Annotated in this window: 19 protein-coding genes; all 19 read right to left on the reverse strand. The window is 58.2% G+C overall.

What is annotated here, in order from left to right:
* Nucleotides 1-3: 3 nt before the first annotated feature.
* Complete coding sequence (locus tag SHIM_RS06560; protein WP_054001760.1) at nt 4-231, reverse strand: DUF5337 domain-containing protein; 228 nt, start codon at nt 229-231, stop codon at nt 4-6.
* A gap of 3 nt (nt 232-234) precedes the next feature.
* The gene (locus tag SHIM_RS20355) at nt 235-933 is read right to left on the reverse strand and encodes a hypothetical protein (RefSeq protein ID WP_054001761.1); all 699 of its coding nucleotides are present in this window, start codon (nt 931-933) and stop codon (nt 235-237) included.
* Between the two features lie 32 nt (nt 934-965).
* Nucleotides 966-2,165 carry an NADH-quinone oxidoreductase subunit E gene (locus tag SHIM_RS06570; RefSeq protein ID WP_054001762.1) on the reverse strand — a complete coding sequence of 400 codons (1,200 nt, stop codon included), beginning with the start codon at nt 2,163-2,165 and terminating at the stop codon, nt 966-968.
* 1 nt (nt 2,166) lies between these two features.
* Nucleotides 2,167-2,535 carry a hypothetical protein gene (locus tag SHIM_RS06575; RefSeq protein WP_054001763.1) on the reverse strand — a complete coding sequence of 123 codons (369 nt, stop codon included), beginning with the start codon at nt 2,533-2,535 and terminating at the stop codon, nt 2,167-2,169.
* Entirely contained in the window at nt 2,535-3,758 is a 1,224-nt protein-coding gene (locus tag SHIM_RS06580) for an NADH-quinone oxidoreductase subunit D (protein ID WP_193749881.1), read from the reverse strand. The genes SHIM_RS06575 and SHIM_RS06580 overlap by 1 nt, the downstream gene beginning before the upstream one ends.
* Nucleotides 3,758-4,714 carry a sulfotransferase family protein gene (locus tag SHIM_RS06585; protein WP_054001764.1) on the reverse strand — a complete coding sequence of 319 codons (957 nt, stop codon included), beginning with the start codon at nt 4,712-4,714 and terminating at the stop codon, nt 3,758-3,760. Before SHIM_RS06585 ends, SHIM_RS06580 begins: the two co-directional genes overlap by 1 nt.
* 2 nt (nt 4,715-4,716) lie before the next feature.
* Entirely contained in the window at nt 4,717-5,322 is a 606-nt protein-coding gene (locus SHIM_RS06590; protein WP_054001765.1) for an NADH-quinone oxidoreductase subunit C, read from the reverse strand.
* A gap of 15 nt (nt 5,323-5,337) precedes the next feature.
* On the reverse strand, nt 5,338-5,871 hold the full coding sequence (locus tag SHIM_RS06595) for a NuoB/complex I 20 kDa subunit family protein (RefSeq protein ID WP_170846646.1): 534 nt from the start codon (nt 5,869-5,871) through the stop codon (nt 5,338-5,340).
* Complete coding sequence (locus tag SHIM_RS06600) at nt 5,862-6,227, reverse strand: NADH-quinone oxidoreductase subunit A (protein WP_054001766.1); 366 nt, start codon at nt 6,225-6,227, stop codon at nt 5,862-5,864. Before SHIM_RS06600 ends, SHIM_RS06595 begins: the two co-directional genes overlap by 10 nt.
* 519 nt (nt 6,228-6,746) lie before the next feature.
* Nucleotides 6,747-7,532, reverse strand: a complete 786-nt coding sequence (locus SHIM_RS06605; RefSeq protein ID WP_054001767.1) for a crotonase/enoyl-CoA hydratase family protein — start codon at nt 7,530-7,532, stop codon at nt 6,747-6,749.
* A 4-nt stretch (nt 7,533-7,536) separates the two neighbouring features.
* Nucleotides 7,537-8,394 (reverse strand): hydroxymethylglutaryl-CoA lyase, encoded by an 858-nt coding sequence (locus SHIM_RS06610; protein ID WP_054001768.1) that lies wholly within the window; start codon nt 8,392-8,394, stop codon nt 7,537-7,539.
* A gap of 2 nt (nt 8,395-8,396) precedes the next feature.
* On the reverse strand, nt 8,397-9,062 hold the full coding sequence (locus SHIM_RS06615) for a glutathione S-transferase family protein (RefSeq protein WP_054001769.1): 666 nt from the start codon (nt 9,060-9,062) through the stop codon (nt 8,397-8,399).
* Nucleotides 9,062-11,014 (reverse strand): acetyl/propionyl/methylcrotonyl-CoA carboxylase subunit alpha, encoded by a 1,953-nt coding sequence (locus SHIM_RS06620; protein ID WP_054001770.1) that lies wholly within the window; start codon nt 11,012-11,014, stop codon nt 9,062-9,064. The genes SHIM_RS06615 and SHIM_RS06620 overlap by 1 nt, the downstream gene beginning before the upstream one ends.
* A gap of 9 nt (nt 11,015-11,023) precedes the next feature.
* Complete coding sequence (locus SHIM_RS20705; protein ID WP_054001771.1) at nt 11,024-11,506, reverse strand: thermonuclease family protein; 483 nt, start codon at nt 11,504-11,506, stop codon at nt 11,024-11,026.
* 67 nt (nt 11,507-11,573) lie between these two features.
* Nucleotides 11,574-13,181: a carboxyl transferase domain-containing protein gene (locus tag SHIM_RS06630; protein WP_054001772.1), complete on the reverse strand. Its 1,608-nt coding sequence runs from the start codon at nt 13,179-13,181 to the stop codon at nt 11,574-11,576.
* 16 nt (nt 13,182-13,197) lie between these two features.
* The gene (locus SHIM_RS06635) at nt 13,198-13,674 is read right to left on the reverse strand and encodes a lysozyme inhibitor LprI family protein (protein WP_193749868.1); all 477 of its coding nucleotides are present in this window, start codon (nt 13,672-13,674) and stop codon (nt 13,198-13,200) included.
* 4 nt (nt 13,675-13,678) lie between these two features.
* The gene (locus SHIM_RS06640) at nt 13,679-14,179 is read right to left on the reverse strand and encodes a lysozyme inhibitor LprI family protein (RefSeq protein ID WP_054001774.1); all 501 of its coding nucleotides are present in this window, start codon (nt 14,177-14,179) and stop codon (nt 13,679-13,681) included.
* A 78-nt stretch (nt 14,180-14,257) separates the two neighbouring features.
* Nucleotides 14,258-15,421 (reverse strand): isovaleryl-CoA dehydrogenase, encoded by a 1,164-nt coding sequence (locus SHIM_RS06645; RefSeq protein WP_054001775.1) that lies wholly within the window; start codon nt 15,419-15,421, stop codon nt 14,258-14,260.
* 165 nt (nt 15,422-15,586) lie between these two features.
* On the reverse strand, nt 15,587-16,417 hold the full coding sequence (locus tag SHIM_RS06650; RefSeq protein ID WP_054001776.1) for a fumarylacetoacetate hydrolase family protein: 831 nt from the start codon (nt 16,415-16,417) through the stop codon (nt 15,587-15,589).
* Nucleotides 16,418-16,441 lie beyond the last annotated feature (24 nt).

Here is a 16,441-nt window from a genome sequence, read left to right on the forward strand (position 1 = left end):
CCGCTACCCTTCGTCTGCCTGACGCGCACGCCAGATCTGATAGATATTCACCAACGCCCAAATCAGCGCGGCCAAAGCGGCAAGATCAAACAGAAGCGCAAAACGCCCCGGCAACCCTGCCGCCTTTCCAATTACATTGAGAGCCATCCAGATCAGAACGGAGCCAGCGATCACCAGCGCCACAACACGGCCCTTGCGGGCCAGTTCCTGATCCTTTGTCTCTCCACTCATACCTCAGCCCTCAGCGAGCGTCTTGGCTTGTGCCACCCAACCGTCACGTTCGATCCGGCCTTTGAATGACAGTTTGTCGTCCATGTCTGCGATGTCTGCGGCGCCCCACGCAGCGATCTGCGCAAAGGTTGTGACGCCGTTGGCGTGCAGTTTCTTCTCCAGCGCCGGACCAACACCCTTAAGCAGCTTGAGATCGTCGGCACCAGATGTCGCCGCCACTTTGGCCTTGGGCGCGGCTTTGGCGGCTTTCGGAGCCGCCTCATCCGCAGGCTTTTCGTAGGTCCACTCACCCTTGCGATCGGCCAGTTCTTTCTGACCGGGCAGCTCTGTGCTTGGCTTGATCACCGATGCGGCGCTGTCTTCGACAGGAGCGTCAGCGGCCATGGCATCGCTGGCATTGGCCGCCGCTTCGTCGGCGGCGACTTCGGCTTCGGCGGCGTCAGTGTCGTCGACGGCGGGCGCTTCTGGTGCAGCCGCCGCTGGCGCTTGCGTGCTCGCCGGGATCGACGCGGGTGCCTCTGCCGTCACACAGAAAGTTTTGATCAGCCACAAGCCAAGTACCACGGCCACGACAACACCAAATATCAACGCAAGCAGGCCCCACAGGATGCCTTTTAGCACCATGAATGCGATCAAGCCGACAATCGCGGCGATCACCCAGCACGCGATTGTGCAGGTCATATTTTTGTTTTCAGTGGCCATTTTGCGTTTTTCCCTATGTTGGTCTTACTCTTTTATTCTGCGTCCTTTGCGCGTCTGGAGAATTCTGTGTCTCCACCTTCGGCCAACAGTTTTGCCTGTTGGACCCAGTTGTCTCGTTCGATGCGGCCCTTGAACGACAGTTTGTCATCCATGTCCGTGATATCTTCTGCACCCCACGCCGCGATTTGGGCAAAGGTTTTAACGCCATTCGCGTGCAGCTTTTTCTCAAGCGCCGGGCCAACGCCCTTGAGCAACTTGAGGTCATCCGCTTTACCGGTTTTGGCAGCCGCCTTTTTCGGTGCGGCCTTATTGGAAGCTGGTTTTGCTTTGGCTGGTTTCGCAGCTTTGGTTTCGGCCTTTTTCTCCGCCTTCTTGGCAGCCTTTTTGGGCTTGTCTTTCGCTGCCGGTTTGGCCTCGGCAGCCTTGGCTTTCTTGGCGTCTTCGGCCTGTTTCACAGCCGGTTTTGGCGTTTCGGGCGGCGCAGGCGGTGCGTTTTCGGCTTCGCGACCCGCGACCTTGCCATCTTTGTCGATCCAAGGCGTCAAAAGCGGCACTTCGGTGCCGTCGATGCGTTTGATGCTGTCGCCCAGATCCGATGCCAATTGCACTGACGCATTAAATTGCGTGTGACCGCTGTCAAATTCCTTGAGCGTGGTGAGACCCGACAGAGGCTCCGACGCATAGCGCCCGTTCTGCGGACCCGGCAGCGGCACATTCCCAGCCGCCAGCGCATCCAACATTTCGGCAAAGCCATCTGCCGTCAGATCCTCAAAGTAGTCTTTGCCGATTTGCGCCATTGGTGCGTTGGTGCAAGCACCCAGACATTCGACCTCTTCCCAGCTGAACTTGCCGTCTGCCGACAGCGCGTGTGGCTTGTCAGCAATCTTTTCACGACACACAGCAATCAGGTCTTCCGCGCCGCAAATCAGGCAGGACGTGGTTCCGCAAATTTGAATATGCGCAACGGACCCAACGGGTTGCAGCTGAAACATGAAGTAAAAAGAGGCCACTTCGAGCACGCGAATATAGGCCATGCCCAACAAGTCGGCGACATATTCGATGGCCGGCTTGGACAGCCAGCTCTCTTGCTCCTGTGCGCGCCACAGCAGCGGGATCACCGCCGATGCCTGACGGCCCTCGGGGTATTTGGTGATCTGCCCTTCCGCCCAAGCTTGGTTGGCGGCGGTGAAAGCAAAGCTTTCTGGCTGTTCATGATACAGACGACGTAGCATCTCAGGCGGCTCCGTTACTTAGGGCTGTCCACGCTGCAACGGCGGCCACGAGAGCGGCGGCCACACCGGCAGCGGTGTGTTTGATGTGAGGATGACCGGCACGGGCGTAAATCACCCCATCGGCAAATCCCATAAAGGCAAAGGCTACGAACAGAACCGCAATCACGCAGGGATCGCCGTGCCATGCGGCAGCAAGCGCCAGAAAGGTGAAGGCAAAATAGCGATCCGTCATCACCTTCGGAAGCTGTTCGTGACGGTGGGTGGCGGACGCCATACCTGCAACAGGGTCACGCCAGAACGTAACGGCAAGAATACCGGTCACGATCGCGCCCCCAAGGCAAAGCAAAATTGTCAGCAGTCCCAAGCTCATCAGCGGTCAATCTCCCCGAACACGATATCCATCGTGCCGATGATAGCGGCGACGTCGGCCAATTGGTGGCCAGTAGTAATGTGGTCCATCGCTTGCAAGTGCAGATAGCCCGGTGCGCGCAATTTGGCGCGGTAAGGTTTGTTGGTGCCGTCCGCGACCATGTAGACGCCGAATTCGCCTTTGGGCGCCTCAACAGCGGCGTAGACTTCGCCGGCAGGCACGTGAAAGCCTTCGGTGTAGAGCTTGAAGTGGTGGATCAGGCTTTCCATCGAGGTTTTCATGTCGCCACGTTTGGGCGGGGTGAGCTTGCCACGAGACAGCACGTCGCCGGTGGCTTCGCGCAGTTTGTGGATCGCCTGACGCATGATCGAGAGCGACTGGCGCATCTCTTCCATCCGCATCAGATAGCGGTCGTAGCAGTCGCCGTTTTTGCCGACAGGGATCTGGAATTCAAACTCGTCATAGCATTCATAAGGCTGCGCGCGACGCAGATCCCATGCCATGCCGGCAGAGCGGGCCATGACGCCGGACATGGCAAAGTCCAGCACGTCCTGCTCTGTCACGACGCCGATGTCGACGTTGCGCTGTTTAAAGATGCGGTTTTCGGTCAACAGCGCGTCAATGTCGGCGAGCATTTCCGGAAAGCCGATGGCCCATTCTTCGATGTCATCAATCAGCTCATCTGGCAGATCCTGATGCACGCCGCCGGGCCGAAAGTAGTTGGCGTGCAGGCGTGCGCCGCAGGCACGCTCATAAAACACCATCAGCTTTTCACGCTCTTCAAAGCCCCAGAGCGGCGGGGTCAGCGCGCCTACGTCCATCGCCTGAGTTGTGACGTTCATCAGGTGGTTCAGAATGCGGCCGATCTCGCAGTACAGCACGCGGATCAACTGCGCACGACGCGGCACTTCTGTGCCGGTCAGCTTTTCAATCGCCAGACACCAAGCGTGTTCCTGATTCATCGGCGCAACATAATCCAGCCGATCCAAATAAGGCAGGTTTTGCAGATAGGTGCGGCTTTCCATCAGCTTTTCGGTGCCACGATGCAGCAGGCCGACGTGCGGGTCGCAGCGTTCGACGATCTCGCCGTCCAGTTCAAGCACCAGACGCAACACACCGTGGGCCGCCGGGTGTTGCGGGCCGAAATTGATGTTGAAATTGCGGATCTTTTGCTCGCCGCTCAGCGCGTCCACGCTGCCGTCGTCAAATTTGGAGCCATCCATCATTTTGCGTTCTCCCTCAAGGCGGCCGCTGGTGCCGCCCGTGGTGTCCATTGCTCTGGCAAACGGCCCAATCGCCGCTCAAGCCGTAGATATTCATCGTCAAGGTATGCCCGCAAACGCCCGGCCACCGTTGCGTCCATCTTTGATTGCACGCCCTTGCGCACAACTTTATCGAAGTTCGCCTTGTGCGGCGACACGCCAAAAAAGTCGGTCAGTTTTTGGACGGTCTCGTCGCGGAACATCTCTTCGTAAATGACATATAGCCGCTGGTCAGCCGGAATAACGGCTTCCATCGCGTCCATTGTCGCGGAATAGGCGCTTCGCAGATGGACGTGTTTCTGACGTCCCTTCAAAAACAGGTCCACCTTCTCGGCCAAGGCCGCCGGCAACTCGTCCTTGGAAACATTCGAATTCTGAAGAACCATGCGCAGAGCTGACCAAACGCGGCTCACCGGATCGCGCAAAATGTAAAGAAAGTGCGCACCAGGGGAGAACGCTAGCATTTCGCGAAAGCCGTCCTCACCGATCAGGGCATAAGACGGTGTGACATCGGCGACGCAAGTCGCAGGCCCTGCCCCGTTTGTCAGCAAATTCGCGTACCCTTGATGCGGGAAATTTGCCTCGTCGTGCATTTCGACCATCGCCTTTAGGTAAGCTGTCGAGGGATAGGCCAGATTACCATTGCGGAGTTTGGCAGCGATGCGCTCAGCCATGGGGAGCTTTTTGTAGTTTTCCCGCCGCCGTTTCGGAACTCCGCCGGCCTTTTCGGGACCAAAGAAACCGTCGAAGTAATGCATTTCCTTCACAGCAGGCACGTGGACTTCGGGATGCTCGGACAAATAGTCGTGCAGCCAGCTGGTTCCGGCTTTTTGTGCCCCTACACAAAACAGCACATTGCGGCCACCAAGATCTGGCGTCGCGGGCGTCTGTGATGTTTTTTGAAGATCTGCTGGCATAATCAGGCTTTGGTTTCCTTTTCGTCACCCGGCAGGATGTAGTTGGCACCCTCCCAAGGCGACATGAAATCAAACTGACGATAATCCTGTGTCAGCTGCACGGGTTCATAGACCACGCGTTTCTGCACCTCGTCATAGCGCACTTCGGTGTAGCCGGTTGTCGGAAAGTCCTTGCGCAGCGGGTGGCCACGGAACCCATAATCCGTCAGCAGGCGACGCAGGTCCGGATGGTCGGAAAAGATGATACCAAACATGTCAAAGACTTCACGCTCAAACCAGTTGGCGGACGGGTGCACGTCTGTGATGGATGGCATCATTTCATCTTCGCGAACTTTAATTCGCAGGCGGACACGCTGGTTCCGGAACATGCTCAGCAGGTGGTACACCACGTCAAATCGCTTGGCGCGCTCCGGATAATCGACTGCTGTCAAATCCACCAGCGTTGAAAACCGGCAATTGGCGTCAGTTTTCAGGAACTCGATGAAGGCCGTGATGTTGGCGGGCGTCACATCGATGTTCAACTCGCCAAAGGTTACGTCCCAGCCAAGCACACAGTCGGGCCGTTTCAGCTCGATATGGGCGCCGAGTTCATTCAGTGCGTCACTCATGTCTGATCGCCCCTATCAACGTTCGATGGTGCCGGTGCGGCGGATTTTGCGTTGCAGCTGCAGCAGACCGTAAAGCAACGCTTCAGCGGTTGGCGGGCAGCCCGGCACGTAGATGTCGACCGGCACGATGCGGTCACAGCCGCGCACCACAGAATAGCTGTAGTGGTAGTAACCGCCGCCGTTGGCGCAGGACCCCATTGAGATCACGTAACGCGGCTCGGGCATCTGGTCGTAAACCTTGCGCAACGCTGGCGCCATTTTGTTGGTCAGTGTGCCGGCCACGATCATCACATCCGATTGACGCGGGGAGGCGCGCGGCGCGATGCCGAAACGTTCCGCATCATAGCGTGGCATGGAGGTGTGCATCATCTCTACCGCGCAGCAAGCGAGGCCAAAGGTCATCCAGTGCAACGAGCCGGTGCGGCCCCAGTTGATCAGATCTTCTGCGTTGGTCAGCAGAAACCCCTTGTCCTGAAGCTCTGTATTGATGGCCTGAGTGACCACTTCACGATCAACACCTGCGGTGTTCGCGCCTGTCATCACTCCCATTCCAGAGCTCCCTTTTTCCATTCATAAGCAAAGCCGATGGTCAGAACACCGAGGAACACCATCATAGACCAGAACCCGACCATCGACACATCCTTGAAGGCCACGGCCCAAGGGAAAAGGAAGGCGATTTCGAGGTCGAAAATGATGAACAGGATGGAGACGAGGTAAAACCTAACGTCAAATTTCATCCGCGCGTCGTCAAAGGCATTGAAACCGCACTCGTACGCACTCACCTTTTCAGGATCAGGATTGCGAACGGCCAAAACAACAGCGGCGAGAATGAAAACAAGGCCAAGTGCGATTGCGACGGCCAAGAAGATGATAATGGGAAAATATTCCCTGAGCATCTCTTCCAATGGTAGCTCCTTTCATGCACCCGCAGTCCGGTGCAGTCAGCTGGCTGTAGTAAGTCTCTGTGGGGTTTACCCTTGGCCCTTGACGGGGTCAATAAGAACGGCACAGCTCGCGACTTGTCCAAAATGCGCATTTACGCATATTTTTAAGGGTTTTAGGCAAAGTCTACTAAGACCTGCGGCATTAGGCCTGACAAGTTTTTTATAGATCGCCTCTTGAAGTTAACCTAACGAGCACTTTGATTCCCAAGTTACTTTATTCCGATTGTTTTCATCGGAAAATAGGAGCGCCGCCTATGCCGCGCTCATTTTGTCAGACAGATATACAGCAAGCGCCAAGCGCGCCTTTTGCATTCTTCACGATATCCAGCAGCCGGGCAGACCATTGCGCGCCTGCCATTCTGTGGTCGATTTCGCCACTTTGGCAGACGAACGCGGATATGTGACTCGTTTAAGGCCGAAACGTCGGTTGTGGTCTTAAGCGGCGGCAAGCTGCGCGCTCAATATCGGTGTAAATTACCGTCAGCCGTTGATCCAGGGAGCTTTTTCTTTGGCAAAGAAGGCGTTGATGCCATCCTTGGCCTCCTGTCCTTCCCAGCAAGCCACCAATTCGTTGATAGTGTGATCGATCGACGCATCGTCGATCACAGGTCCCAGCTTGCGGGTCAAAGCCTTGGCGCGGGCAACGGCCTGCGGGGCGCAAGCAAGGTAAGGCGTTACTTCGGCCTCGACAGCGGCATCGAGACCTTCCGCAGGCACCGCCTTGGCGAGCAGACCAAGCGTCACGGCCTCGGCTGCTTTGAACAGACGGGCGGACATGAACACGCGGCGCGCCATAGCTTCGCCCATGCGAGACAGCACATAAGGGCCGATGGTGGCAGGGATCAGGCCAAGTTTGGTTTCCGTGAGGCCCATGGTGAGGGTGTCCACACCTATGGCCACATCGCAGACCGACGCCATACCGACGCCGCCGCCAAAGGCGTTGCCCTGCAGCTTGCCGATCAGCGGCTTGGGCATGGTGTTGAGCGCCTGAAGCGCCTCCGCCAGCTTGCGGGCCTCGACAAAGCGGGTTGCGCTGTCTGCGGCCATCTGCGCCTGCATCCAGCCAAGATCACCGCCCGCGCAGAAGCTTTTGCCGGCGCCAGTCAGGACAACCACGCGCACAGCATCATCAGCGCCCAGCCGTTCGGCGGCCTGCCGCAGTTCGGCAATCATCGCACCGGACATGGCGTTGTGTTTCTCCGGACGGTTCAGCGTCAGCGTGGCCACACCGCGCGCGTCTGTGTCGATGGTCAGGGTTTCAAACATTGCCTTATCCTTCTTCGCGCATGGCCCGCGCCATATTGGCCGCTTGGATCAAAACGTCTGTGTTCAATTTGGTGTCGTAGCCCAACTCTTTGAGCCGTGCGTCGACAGCCTCGGTCGCAACGTTGCCTTTCGCGCCCGGCGCATAGGGACAGCCGCCCAATCCTCCAACAGCGGCATCAAACACGCGCAGCCCCAGATCCAACGATGCCTCGATGTTGGCCAGCGCGCGGCCAGCGGTGTCGTGATAGTGGCCTGCGAGTTTCGCGGCTGGAACCACCTCAAGCACCGCTTTCAACATTGCAGCGATGCTTTCAGGCGTCCCCTGCCCGATGGTGTCGCCCAGGCTGATCTCATAGCAACCCGCGTCAAGCAGATGCTTGGCGACCTCCGCCACCTTTTCCGGCGGCGTGGGGCCGTCAAAGGGACAATCCGTCACGCAGCTCACATAGCCGCGCACCGGCAGGTTGACGGCCTTGGCCGCAACAACAACAGGCGCAAAGCGCTCAAGGCTTTCGGCAATGGTGGCGTTGATGTTGGCTTTGGAAAACCCTTCCGAGGCAGAGCCGAAAATCGCAATTTCGTCGGCCTTGGCGGCGACCGCGCCCTCAAAGCCGCGCATATTCGGGGTCAGGGCCGCATACCTTACGCCACTTGCCCGCGTGATACCTGCCAGCACATCGGCACTGTCGGCCATCTGTGGCACCCATTTGGGACTGACAAAGCTCGCCACTTCGATGCGTCTGAAACCCGCGCGGCTCAGGCAATCCACCAGCGCGATTTTCTCGGCCGTTGGGATCTGGCGTTTTTCGTTTTGCAGCCCGTCGCGCGGGCCCATCTCGAAGATTTCGACGGTGTCAGCCATGCTCAGCCCTCCGGCAGGTCGTAGAAGTCTTGGGTGTAAAATTGTTGCGGGCCTTCGGCGGCTTCTGCCGCCTGATAGGCCTCTCGCGATTTCAGCCTCTCCAGATAGGCTGCGGTCTGCGGGTAGCTGTCAAAGCGCACATAACGACGGGCGCTGTCCAGCGTGAAACCCATCATCACATCCGCCGCGGAAAACCCGCTGGCAAGCAGATAGTCGCGCCCATCGGTCAGGGCCGCTTCAATCGCCTTCAAAGCGATCGCCAGTCGTTTGGTTTCAATCCCCATCACGGTCGGCGATTTCATCCAATCCTTAAACAGAAACAAATGCTGCATATTCAGGTTCTGAACACCCGCGCCCAATGTCTCGGCATAGTGCAACCATTGCAGCCAGTCGGCCCGTTCCTGGCTGTCGACGGCAGGCATAAGGGAATGCCCGCCTCGGGCCTCGCACAGATACTGAACAATCGCGCCGCTTTCGTACATCACCCGCCCGTCGATTTCGAGTGCAGGCACCCGGCGGGCGGGGCTTTTGGACTTGAAGTCAGGCTGTTGCAACGAGCCGTCCATGATCGCATAGGCCACGATCTCGGCGGGCTCGCCCAGCTCGTGCAGCAACCAGTTCACTCGAAAGGAGCGGCTGCCTGCAATTGAGTGTAGGATCGCAGCCATCAGTCCTCTTCCTCGTCTTCCAGACGGATCAGCGCAGCGCCGTCCTCGACCTGTGCCGCCTCTGAGGTCAGCACTTCGGCCACCACACCGTCACGCGGTGCCAAAAGGGAGTGCTCCATCTTCATGGCTTCCAGAATGGCAAGGCGGTCGCCCTTGCTAACGGTCTGGCCGACTTCGGCAAACACAGCCTTCACCAATCCGGGCATCGGCGCGACAACCACGTTGCCCCCTGCCCCTTCGGCGTCTTCGCGCACGAGCGGGTCAACCACGTGAAAGCGATAGCCGTTGCCCCAGAAAACGGTCAACTCATCGCCATGACGTGCGGTGCGGGCCAGCACCTTGGTTGCATCCACCCACCATGCGCCGCCTTTGTAGGTCACATGATGCTGCGCTTGCCCCAGATCGACGGTGAAATCGGCGGTGTCATGCACAGTCACGCGGGCGGTGATGGCCTCATCGTTGTGGGTCAGGTCAATCACATAGGTCATTGGCGACCAAAGCACCAGAATGGGCTTGGGGGCGCCGTTGACCATCTCCATCAGGCCCATCGCGGTCAGCGCAGCGACAGAGCGCGCTTTGGTGCACGCCACGGGTTGCGCCGCCAGCGTGTCGATGTGGCGCTCGATCAGGCCGGTGTCAACATCGCCTGCGACAAAGTCAGGCTGCGCGGCCAACAGCGCGAGAAAGCTCACGTTTGTGACGGTGCCGCCGATGTCGGTGAACCGCAGAGCACGCTCAAGCTGTTTGAGTGCGACATCGCGGGTGGGTCCATGCACGATCAGCTTGGCAATCATGGGATCATACCACGGGCTGATCGTGTCCCCGGCGCGGACACCGCTGTCGATGCGGGCCTCGGTGGGGAATTCGAGATGCGAAAGCGTACCGGTGGCGGGCAGGAAGCCTTTGGGCACGTCTTCGGCATAGATACGCGCCTCAAAGGCGTGGCCGGAGATGGTCAGCTCGTCCTGCTGTTTTGGCAGGGGTTCGCCTGCGGCGACGCGCAGCTGCCATTCCACCAGATCAACGCCGGTGATCAGTTCAGTGACGGGGTGTTCCACTTGCAGACGTGTGTTCATTTCCATGAACCAAAACCCGTCAGCGCGTAGACCGTTTGAGCCATCCACGATGAATTCGATGGTGCCGGCGCCTTTGTAGTTGATCGCCTCGGCGGCCCGCACCGCAGCCACGCCCATGGCGCTGCGCATCTCTTCGGTCATGCCGGGCGCCGGGGCCTCTTCGATAACCTTCTGGTGGCGGCGCTGTAGCGAGCAGTCGCGTTCAAACAGATGCACGGCGCTGGTGCCGTCACCAAAAACCTGCACCTCGATGTGGCGCGGACTGGTAACGTATTTTTCAATCAGCACATCCGGGTTGCCGAATGAGGTGGTCGCTTCACCTTGGGCGCTGGCCAGCGCGTCGGCAAAATCGGCAGTTTTCTCAACAAGACGCATGCCTTTGCCACCACCGCCTGCGACCGCTTTGATCAACACCGGATAGCCGATTTCCGTGGCCCGCTCTGCCAAAAACGCCCCGTCCTGATTGGTGCCGTGGTAGCCCGGCACAACCGGCACGTTGGCCTTCTCCATCAGCACTTTGGCCGCGTCTTTCAGGCCCATGGCGCGGATGGCAGCCGCTGACGGGCCGATGAAGGTCAGGCCTGCGGCCTCGACCGCCTCAACAAACTCGGGGTTTTCCGACAAAAAGCCATAACCCGGATGGATGCCTTGCGCGCCTGTTTCCAGTGCTGCAGCAATGATCACATCACCTTTGAGATAGCTGTCGGCAGGCGCTGGTCCGCCGATGTGCACGGCCTGATCGGCCAGCGCCACGTGTTTGGCGGTAGCATCAGCGTCGGAGTAGACGGCGACGGTTTTCACACCCATGCCGCGGGCGCTCTCGATAACACGACAAGCGATTTCGCCTCGGTTGGCTATCAGGATTTTTTCAAACATTCTGTGCTCCTAGTCACACCAACTCATTCGTTGGCCACCTTTGTAATCGCGCGCAAGACCTGCCGTGACCATTATCTCCCCGGCGTTCTCACCGTCCAAATTCAGTTCCGTCAGGTATCGCCCATAACGGTCCTTCCCGTATGGTACAGCCGAAATCCGTGAAGCAGTCCACAGTTCCCAGCGAAGATAAAAAGTGGCAGCGAATGCCTTAACCCGCTCGCTAAAACATCCGGCACTTCCAAATTCAGGCGCATCAAATCCCAAAAATCGGGCCGTCATCCAACCTTTTTCTGGACAGACTAATTTGGCTGTGTCGCCGTCTATAAGAGACAGAATTTTGCACCCGTCGTTCGGTTTAACCATCCCATTTATCGCGTCACCACTGATAGGAATGATTATTAGAATTACAAACGGCAGAACGAGGAAAATGGGAAAGACCGCTCCTCCAAATGACCTATGCCTTGGTCGAATGGCCACAGGTGGCGCGCCCATGTCCCATTTTGGGTGTTTGCGCGCTCCTCGATAAAATCTAATGACTTTTCCCCGATGTCGCACAGGCCTACATCCGGAACACGCCGAAACGTGTTTCTTCAATAGGTGCGTTCAGCGAGGCGGTAAGGCTCAGGTGCAGCACGTCGCGGGTTTTGCGCGGGTCGACGATGCCGTCATCCCACAGGCGGGCGGAGGCGTAGAGCGGGTGGCTTTGCTCTTCAAACATATCCAGTGTCGGCTGTTTGAAGGCCGCTTCTTCTTCCGCCGACCATTCGCCACCTTGGCGTTCGATGGAATCGCGTTTCACGGTGGCCAGCACGCCTGCGGCTTGTTCGCCGCCCATCACGGAAATGCGCGAGTTCGGCCATGACCACAGGAACCGTGGGGAATAAGCGCGACCGGCCATGCCGTAGTTGCCTGCACCAAAGGAGCCGCCAACCAACATGGTGATTTTGGGCACTTTGGTGGTGGCCACAGCCGTCACCATTTTGGCGCCATGGCGGGCGATGCCTTCGGCCTCGTATTTCTGCCCCACCATAAAGCCGGTGATGTTTTGCAGGAACACCAGAGGAATGCCGCGTTGGGAGCAGAGTTCCACAAAGTGCGCGCCTTTGGCGGCGCTTTCGGAATAAAGCACGCCGTTGTTGGCGATTATGCCGACGGGGCAGCCTTTGACGTGGGCAAAGCCACACACCAGCGTTTCGCCGAAGCGTTTTTTGAATTCGTCAAAGCGGGAGCCGTCCACAACCCGCGCGATGACCTCGCGGATGTCGTAAGGTGTGCGCAAGCCACCCGGCACCACACCAAGGATTTCCTCGGGGTCGTAAGCAGGCTCTTCCGGCGTTTGCCAGTCGACCGTTGTGGGCTTGGTTCGGTTCAAGTGGCGCAGGGCGTCGCGCGCCAAGGCCAGTGCATGGGCATCATCGTCCGCCAGATAATCGGCCACCCCGGAAAGACGTGTGTGCACATCGCCACCGCCAAGGTCTTCGGCGCTTACGACCTCACCTGTCGCGGCCTTCACCAGAGGCGGGCCAGCAAGGAAGATGGTGCCCTGCTCTTTGACGATGATGGTCACGTCGCTCATTGCGGGAACATAGGCGCCACCGGCGGTACAGGACCCCATGACCACAGCGATCTGCGGGATGCCTTTGGCGGACATGTTGGCTTGATTATAAAAGATGCGACCAAAGTGGTCGCGGTCCGGGAAAACCTCGTCCTGCTGCGGCAGGTTGGCGCCGCCAGAATCAACCAGATAAACACACGGCAGGTTGTTTTCTTCGGCTATCTCCTGCGCGCGCAGGTGTTTTTTAACCGTCATCGGATAGTAGGTGCCGCCTTTCACGGTGGCGTCATTGCAGACCACCATGACCTCTTGGCCGTGCACCTGACCGATACCAGCCACGGCGCCAGCACAGGGCGCGGCCCCGTCATACATGCCATGCGCTGCCGTGGCGCCGACCTCAAGGAAGGGCGATCCCGGATCGAGCAGACCAGCCACACGGTCACGCGGCAGCATTTTGCCACGGCTGAGGTGACGGGCGCGAGATTTCTCGCCGCCGCCCTGTGCCGCCGCCTGCGCGGCATCGCGCACGGTGCCGAGCATCTCCAGATGCGCTGCGCGGTTGGCGGCGAAATCATCAGTGCCCGTGATGACCTTGGACTGGACTTTGCTCATCGTTACTTTCCGTTTCTCATTCAATCGAAGCCACAGCTTCGAGGTAAAAGACCTGCTCCGCGGTCAGATAGAGGTGACAGGCCCGCACTTCTGGCGCGTCGGCCAGACCGGAGCCCCACAGCGTTTGCTCAAAGGCACAGGTGTTGGTGCGGTATTGGTGCCAGCTGTCTTGGGCTGCCATAAGCGCACCAGTCTGATCGCGGGGTTTAATATTTAGGTGCACGGCATCGTCGTCCTTGCCCTTGGCGCGATCCAGCACCAGCGCATAGGCCACATCAAGGCGTATGTCCCAATACGCGATTTCGGACGCCATGCAGGCGGCTTCGTCGTTGGTCTCGCCGCACTGACGGGCCGAAGCACCGACACAGACGCGCTTGTCGGTTTTGCGGTCCAGACCGGCCAAACAGGCTTCGGTCGCAGCCGGTGTAAACGCATCCTGTGCGAAAGCGGCGGAACCGAGAAGAAGGGCGGTGAAAAGGGCTAAAAAACGCATCAGATCACTCCACAATTGCATCGGCTTCGAGGAAAAGGGCCTGCTCGGCCGTCATGTACATATGGCAGCTTACCGTTGCCGGACCGCCGCCTGATCCGCCGCCCCAATGCGAGCGTTCATAGTCACAAGTGGCGTCTCGATAGGCAATCCAGGCGCGTTGCATCGCTAGCAGAGCCTCGGCCTGTGACGGTGCAGATGAACCGATGTCAGACATTTCCTTGTCCGTTGCCTTACGCATTGTGCGGACTTTGCCATAGGCCGCGTTCAGACGCGCGTCCCAGTATTGCAGTTCCTGATCAAGACATTTGCTCATGCCGCGCGTGGACCAGCCGCCTTCGGTGGTTTCCATGCAGTGTTCCGCACTTGCCCCAATACAGCTGCGCGGGCTTTGATCCTCGCTCATCGCGGCCAAACAGCGTCCGGTGATGACGGGGTCAAACCCGACGACCTCCGAACCCGAAGAACCGGTTGCCACACCTGCCGAAAACGCCAAAATCATCCACATATCAAACTCTCCAAATCAATTTTGAGGGCAGCTTAGCCGCATGAAGCGCATCGCCCCACCCTCAAAACCAATTCACGTTCAGCTTTGCGCCGTCATCAGTTCACGACCGATGAGCATACGTCGAATTTCGGAAGTGCCAGCGCCGATTTCCATCAGCTTGGCATCGCGGAACAACCGACCGACCGGATTGTCGCTCAGATAGCCTGCGCCCCCAAAAGCCTGAACGGCCTGGTGTGCCTGCGTCATCGCAACCTCAGATGCATAAAGACAGCACGCCGCCGCATCCTGACGCGTGATACGCCCCTGATCGCAAGCCCGTGCGCATTCATAGACATACGCCCGTGCCGAGTTCATCGCCGTGTACATGTCGGCAATCTTGGCCTGCATCAGTTGGAAGTTGCCGATCGGCTGGCCAAATTGTTTGCGCTCGACCATGTAGGGCATCACCTCATCCAGACAGGCGGCCATGATACCGGTGCCAAGCCCAGACAAAACAACACGCTCATAGTCCAGACCGGACATCAGTACAGCAACGCCCTGCCCTTCTTCTCCCAGCACTTTGTCAAACGGGACTTCGACATCTTCAAAGACCAGCTCGGCTGTATTGGACCCGCGCATACCAAGTTTGTCGAAATGCGGGGACGTCGAGAAACCCGCCATGTCTTTCTCGATGATAAAGGCTGTGATGCCGCGTGGGCCCGCATCCATATCGGTCTTGGCATAGACAACCAAAGTGTCGGCATCGGGACCGTTGGTGATCCAGTATTTGTTACCGTTCAGCACAAAGCGATCGTTTTTCTTTTCGGCCCGCAGCTTCATCGACACCACGTCAGAGCCGGCAGAAGGCTCAGACATTGCCAGCGCACCGACGTGCTCACCGGAAATGAGGCGAGGAAGGTATTTCTCTTTTTGGGCCTGATTGCCGTTCAGCTTGATTTGATTGACGCACAGGTTGGAGTGTGCCCCGTAGCTCAGAGCCACCGACGCGCTCGCCCGGGCGATCTCTTCTCCGACAATCACATGTGCCAGATAAGACATGCCCGCGCCGCCGAATTCTTCGGGGACAGTCACGCCCAAAAGGCCAAGGTCGCCAAATTCTTTCCAAAGCTCGTTGGGGAATTCGTTTTTCTGATCGATCTCAGCAGCCATCGGCTTGATGCGCTCCTGCGCAAAGCGATGCACCATGTCGCGCAGTGCATTGATATCTTCACCAAGATCGAAAGTCATCGAGTGCATGAACATCTGCCCGCATCTCCCATTATTGAACAGCTGTTCAATTACTAGACCGAGTCGGATTTTCAATCAAGATGCTTTGTGGATGCCGTGCCATCCGGCTGGCCCAACACCAAGAAAACGCACAGATTTCCCTGTGCGTCTTCCCTGAGAAAATTGACCGGATTGAAGGTGTCAGCCGTCCTGCATCACTCTTTGGCGCTGTTTGCCAAGGCCCTTGATGCCCAATTCCATCACATCGCCCGCTTGCAAGAACCGCTGAGGCGTCATCCCCATTCCGACGCCCGGAGGTGTGCCTGTCACAATCACATCGCCCGAATGCAAGGTCATCATGTGGCTGAGATAGCTGATCACTTGTGCCACGCCAAATATCATCGAAGCGGTGGTGCCGGTCTGCATCCGGTCGCCATTGACATCGAGATACAGATCCAGCGTTTGCGGGTCTGCAATTTCATCCGGCGTCACCAGCCAGGGCCCCAAAGGCCCAAAGGTGTCGCAGCTTTTGCCTTTGGTCCACTGACCACCGCGTTCAAGCTGATAAGCGCGCTCTGACACATCATTGGCCACGCAGTATCCGGCCACGTGGGACAGCGCATCCTCCTCGGAAACATATTTCGCAGGTTTGCCGATCACAACGCCAAGCTCGACCTCCCAATCGCCTTTTTCAGAGCCACGCGGCAGGATCACCGGATCGTCAGGGCCGACAATCGCGCTGGTGGCTTTCATAAACAGGATCGGTTCATCGGGAATGGGCATACCCGCCTCTTCGGCGTGGTCACGATAATTCAGGCCAATGCACAGCAACTTGCCCACATGCCCCACCGGCGCGCCGATGCGCGGATGATCCTCTACCAGTGGCAGGCTTTCGGGAGATACCGCTGGCAAATCCATCAGTACATCGCCGGAGAGATCCGCGATTACCCCGCTGAGATCCCGAATGCGGCCATCGCCGTCCAACACACCAGGTTTTTCGTGCCCAACATCGCCAAATCTCAGATACCGCATTTTCCGTCTCCTATGCTTGGCGAC

Origin of the sequence: Shimia sp. SK013, assembly GCF_001292625.1 — a bacterium.
Classification (GTDB): domain Bacteria; phylum Pseudomonadota; class Alphaproteobacteria; order Rhodobacterales; family Rhodobacteraceae; genus Shimia.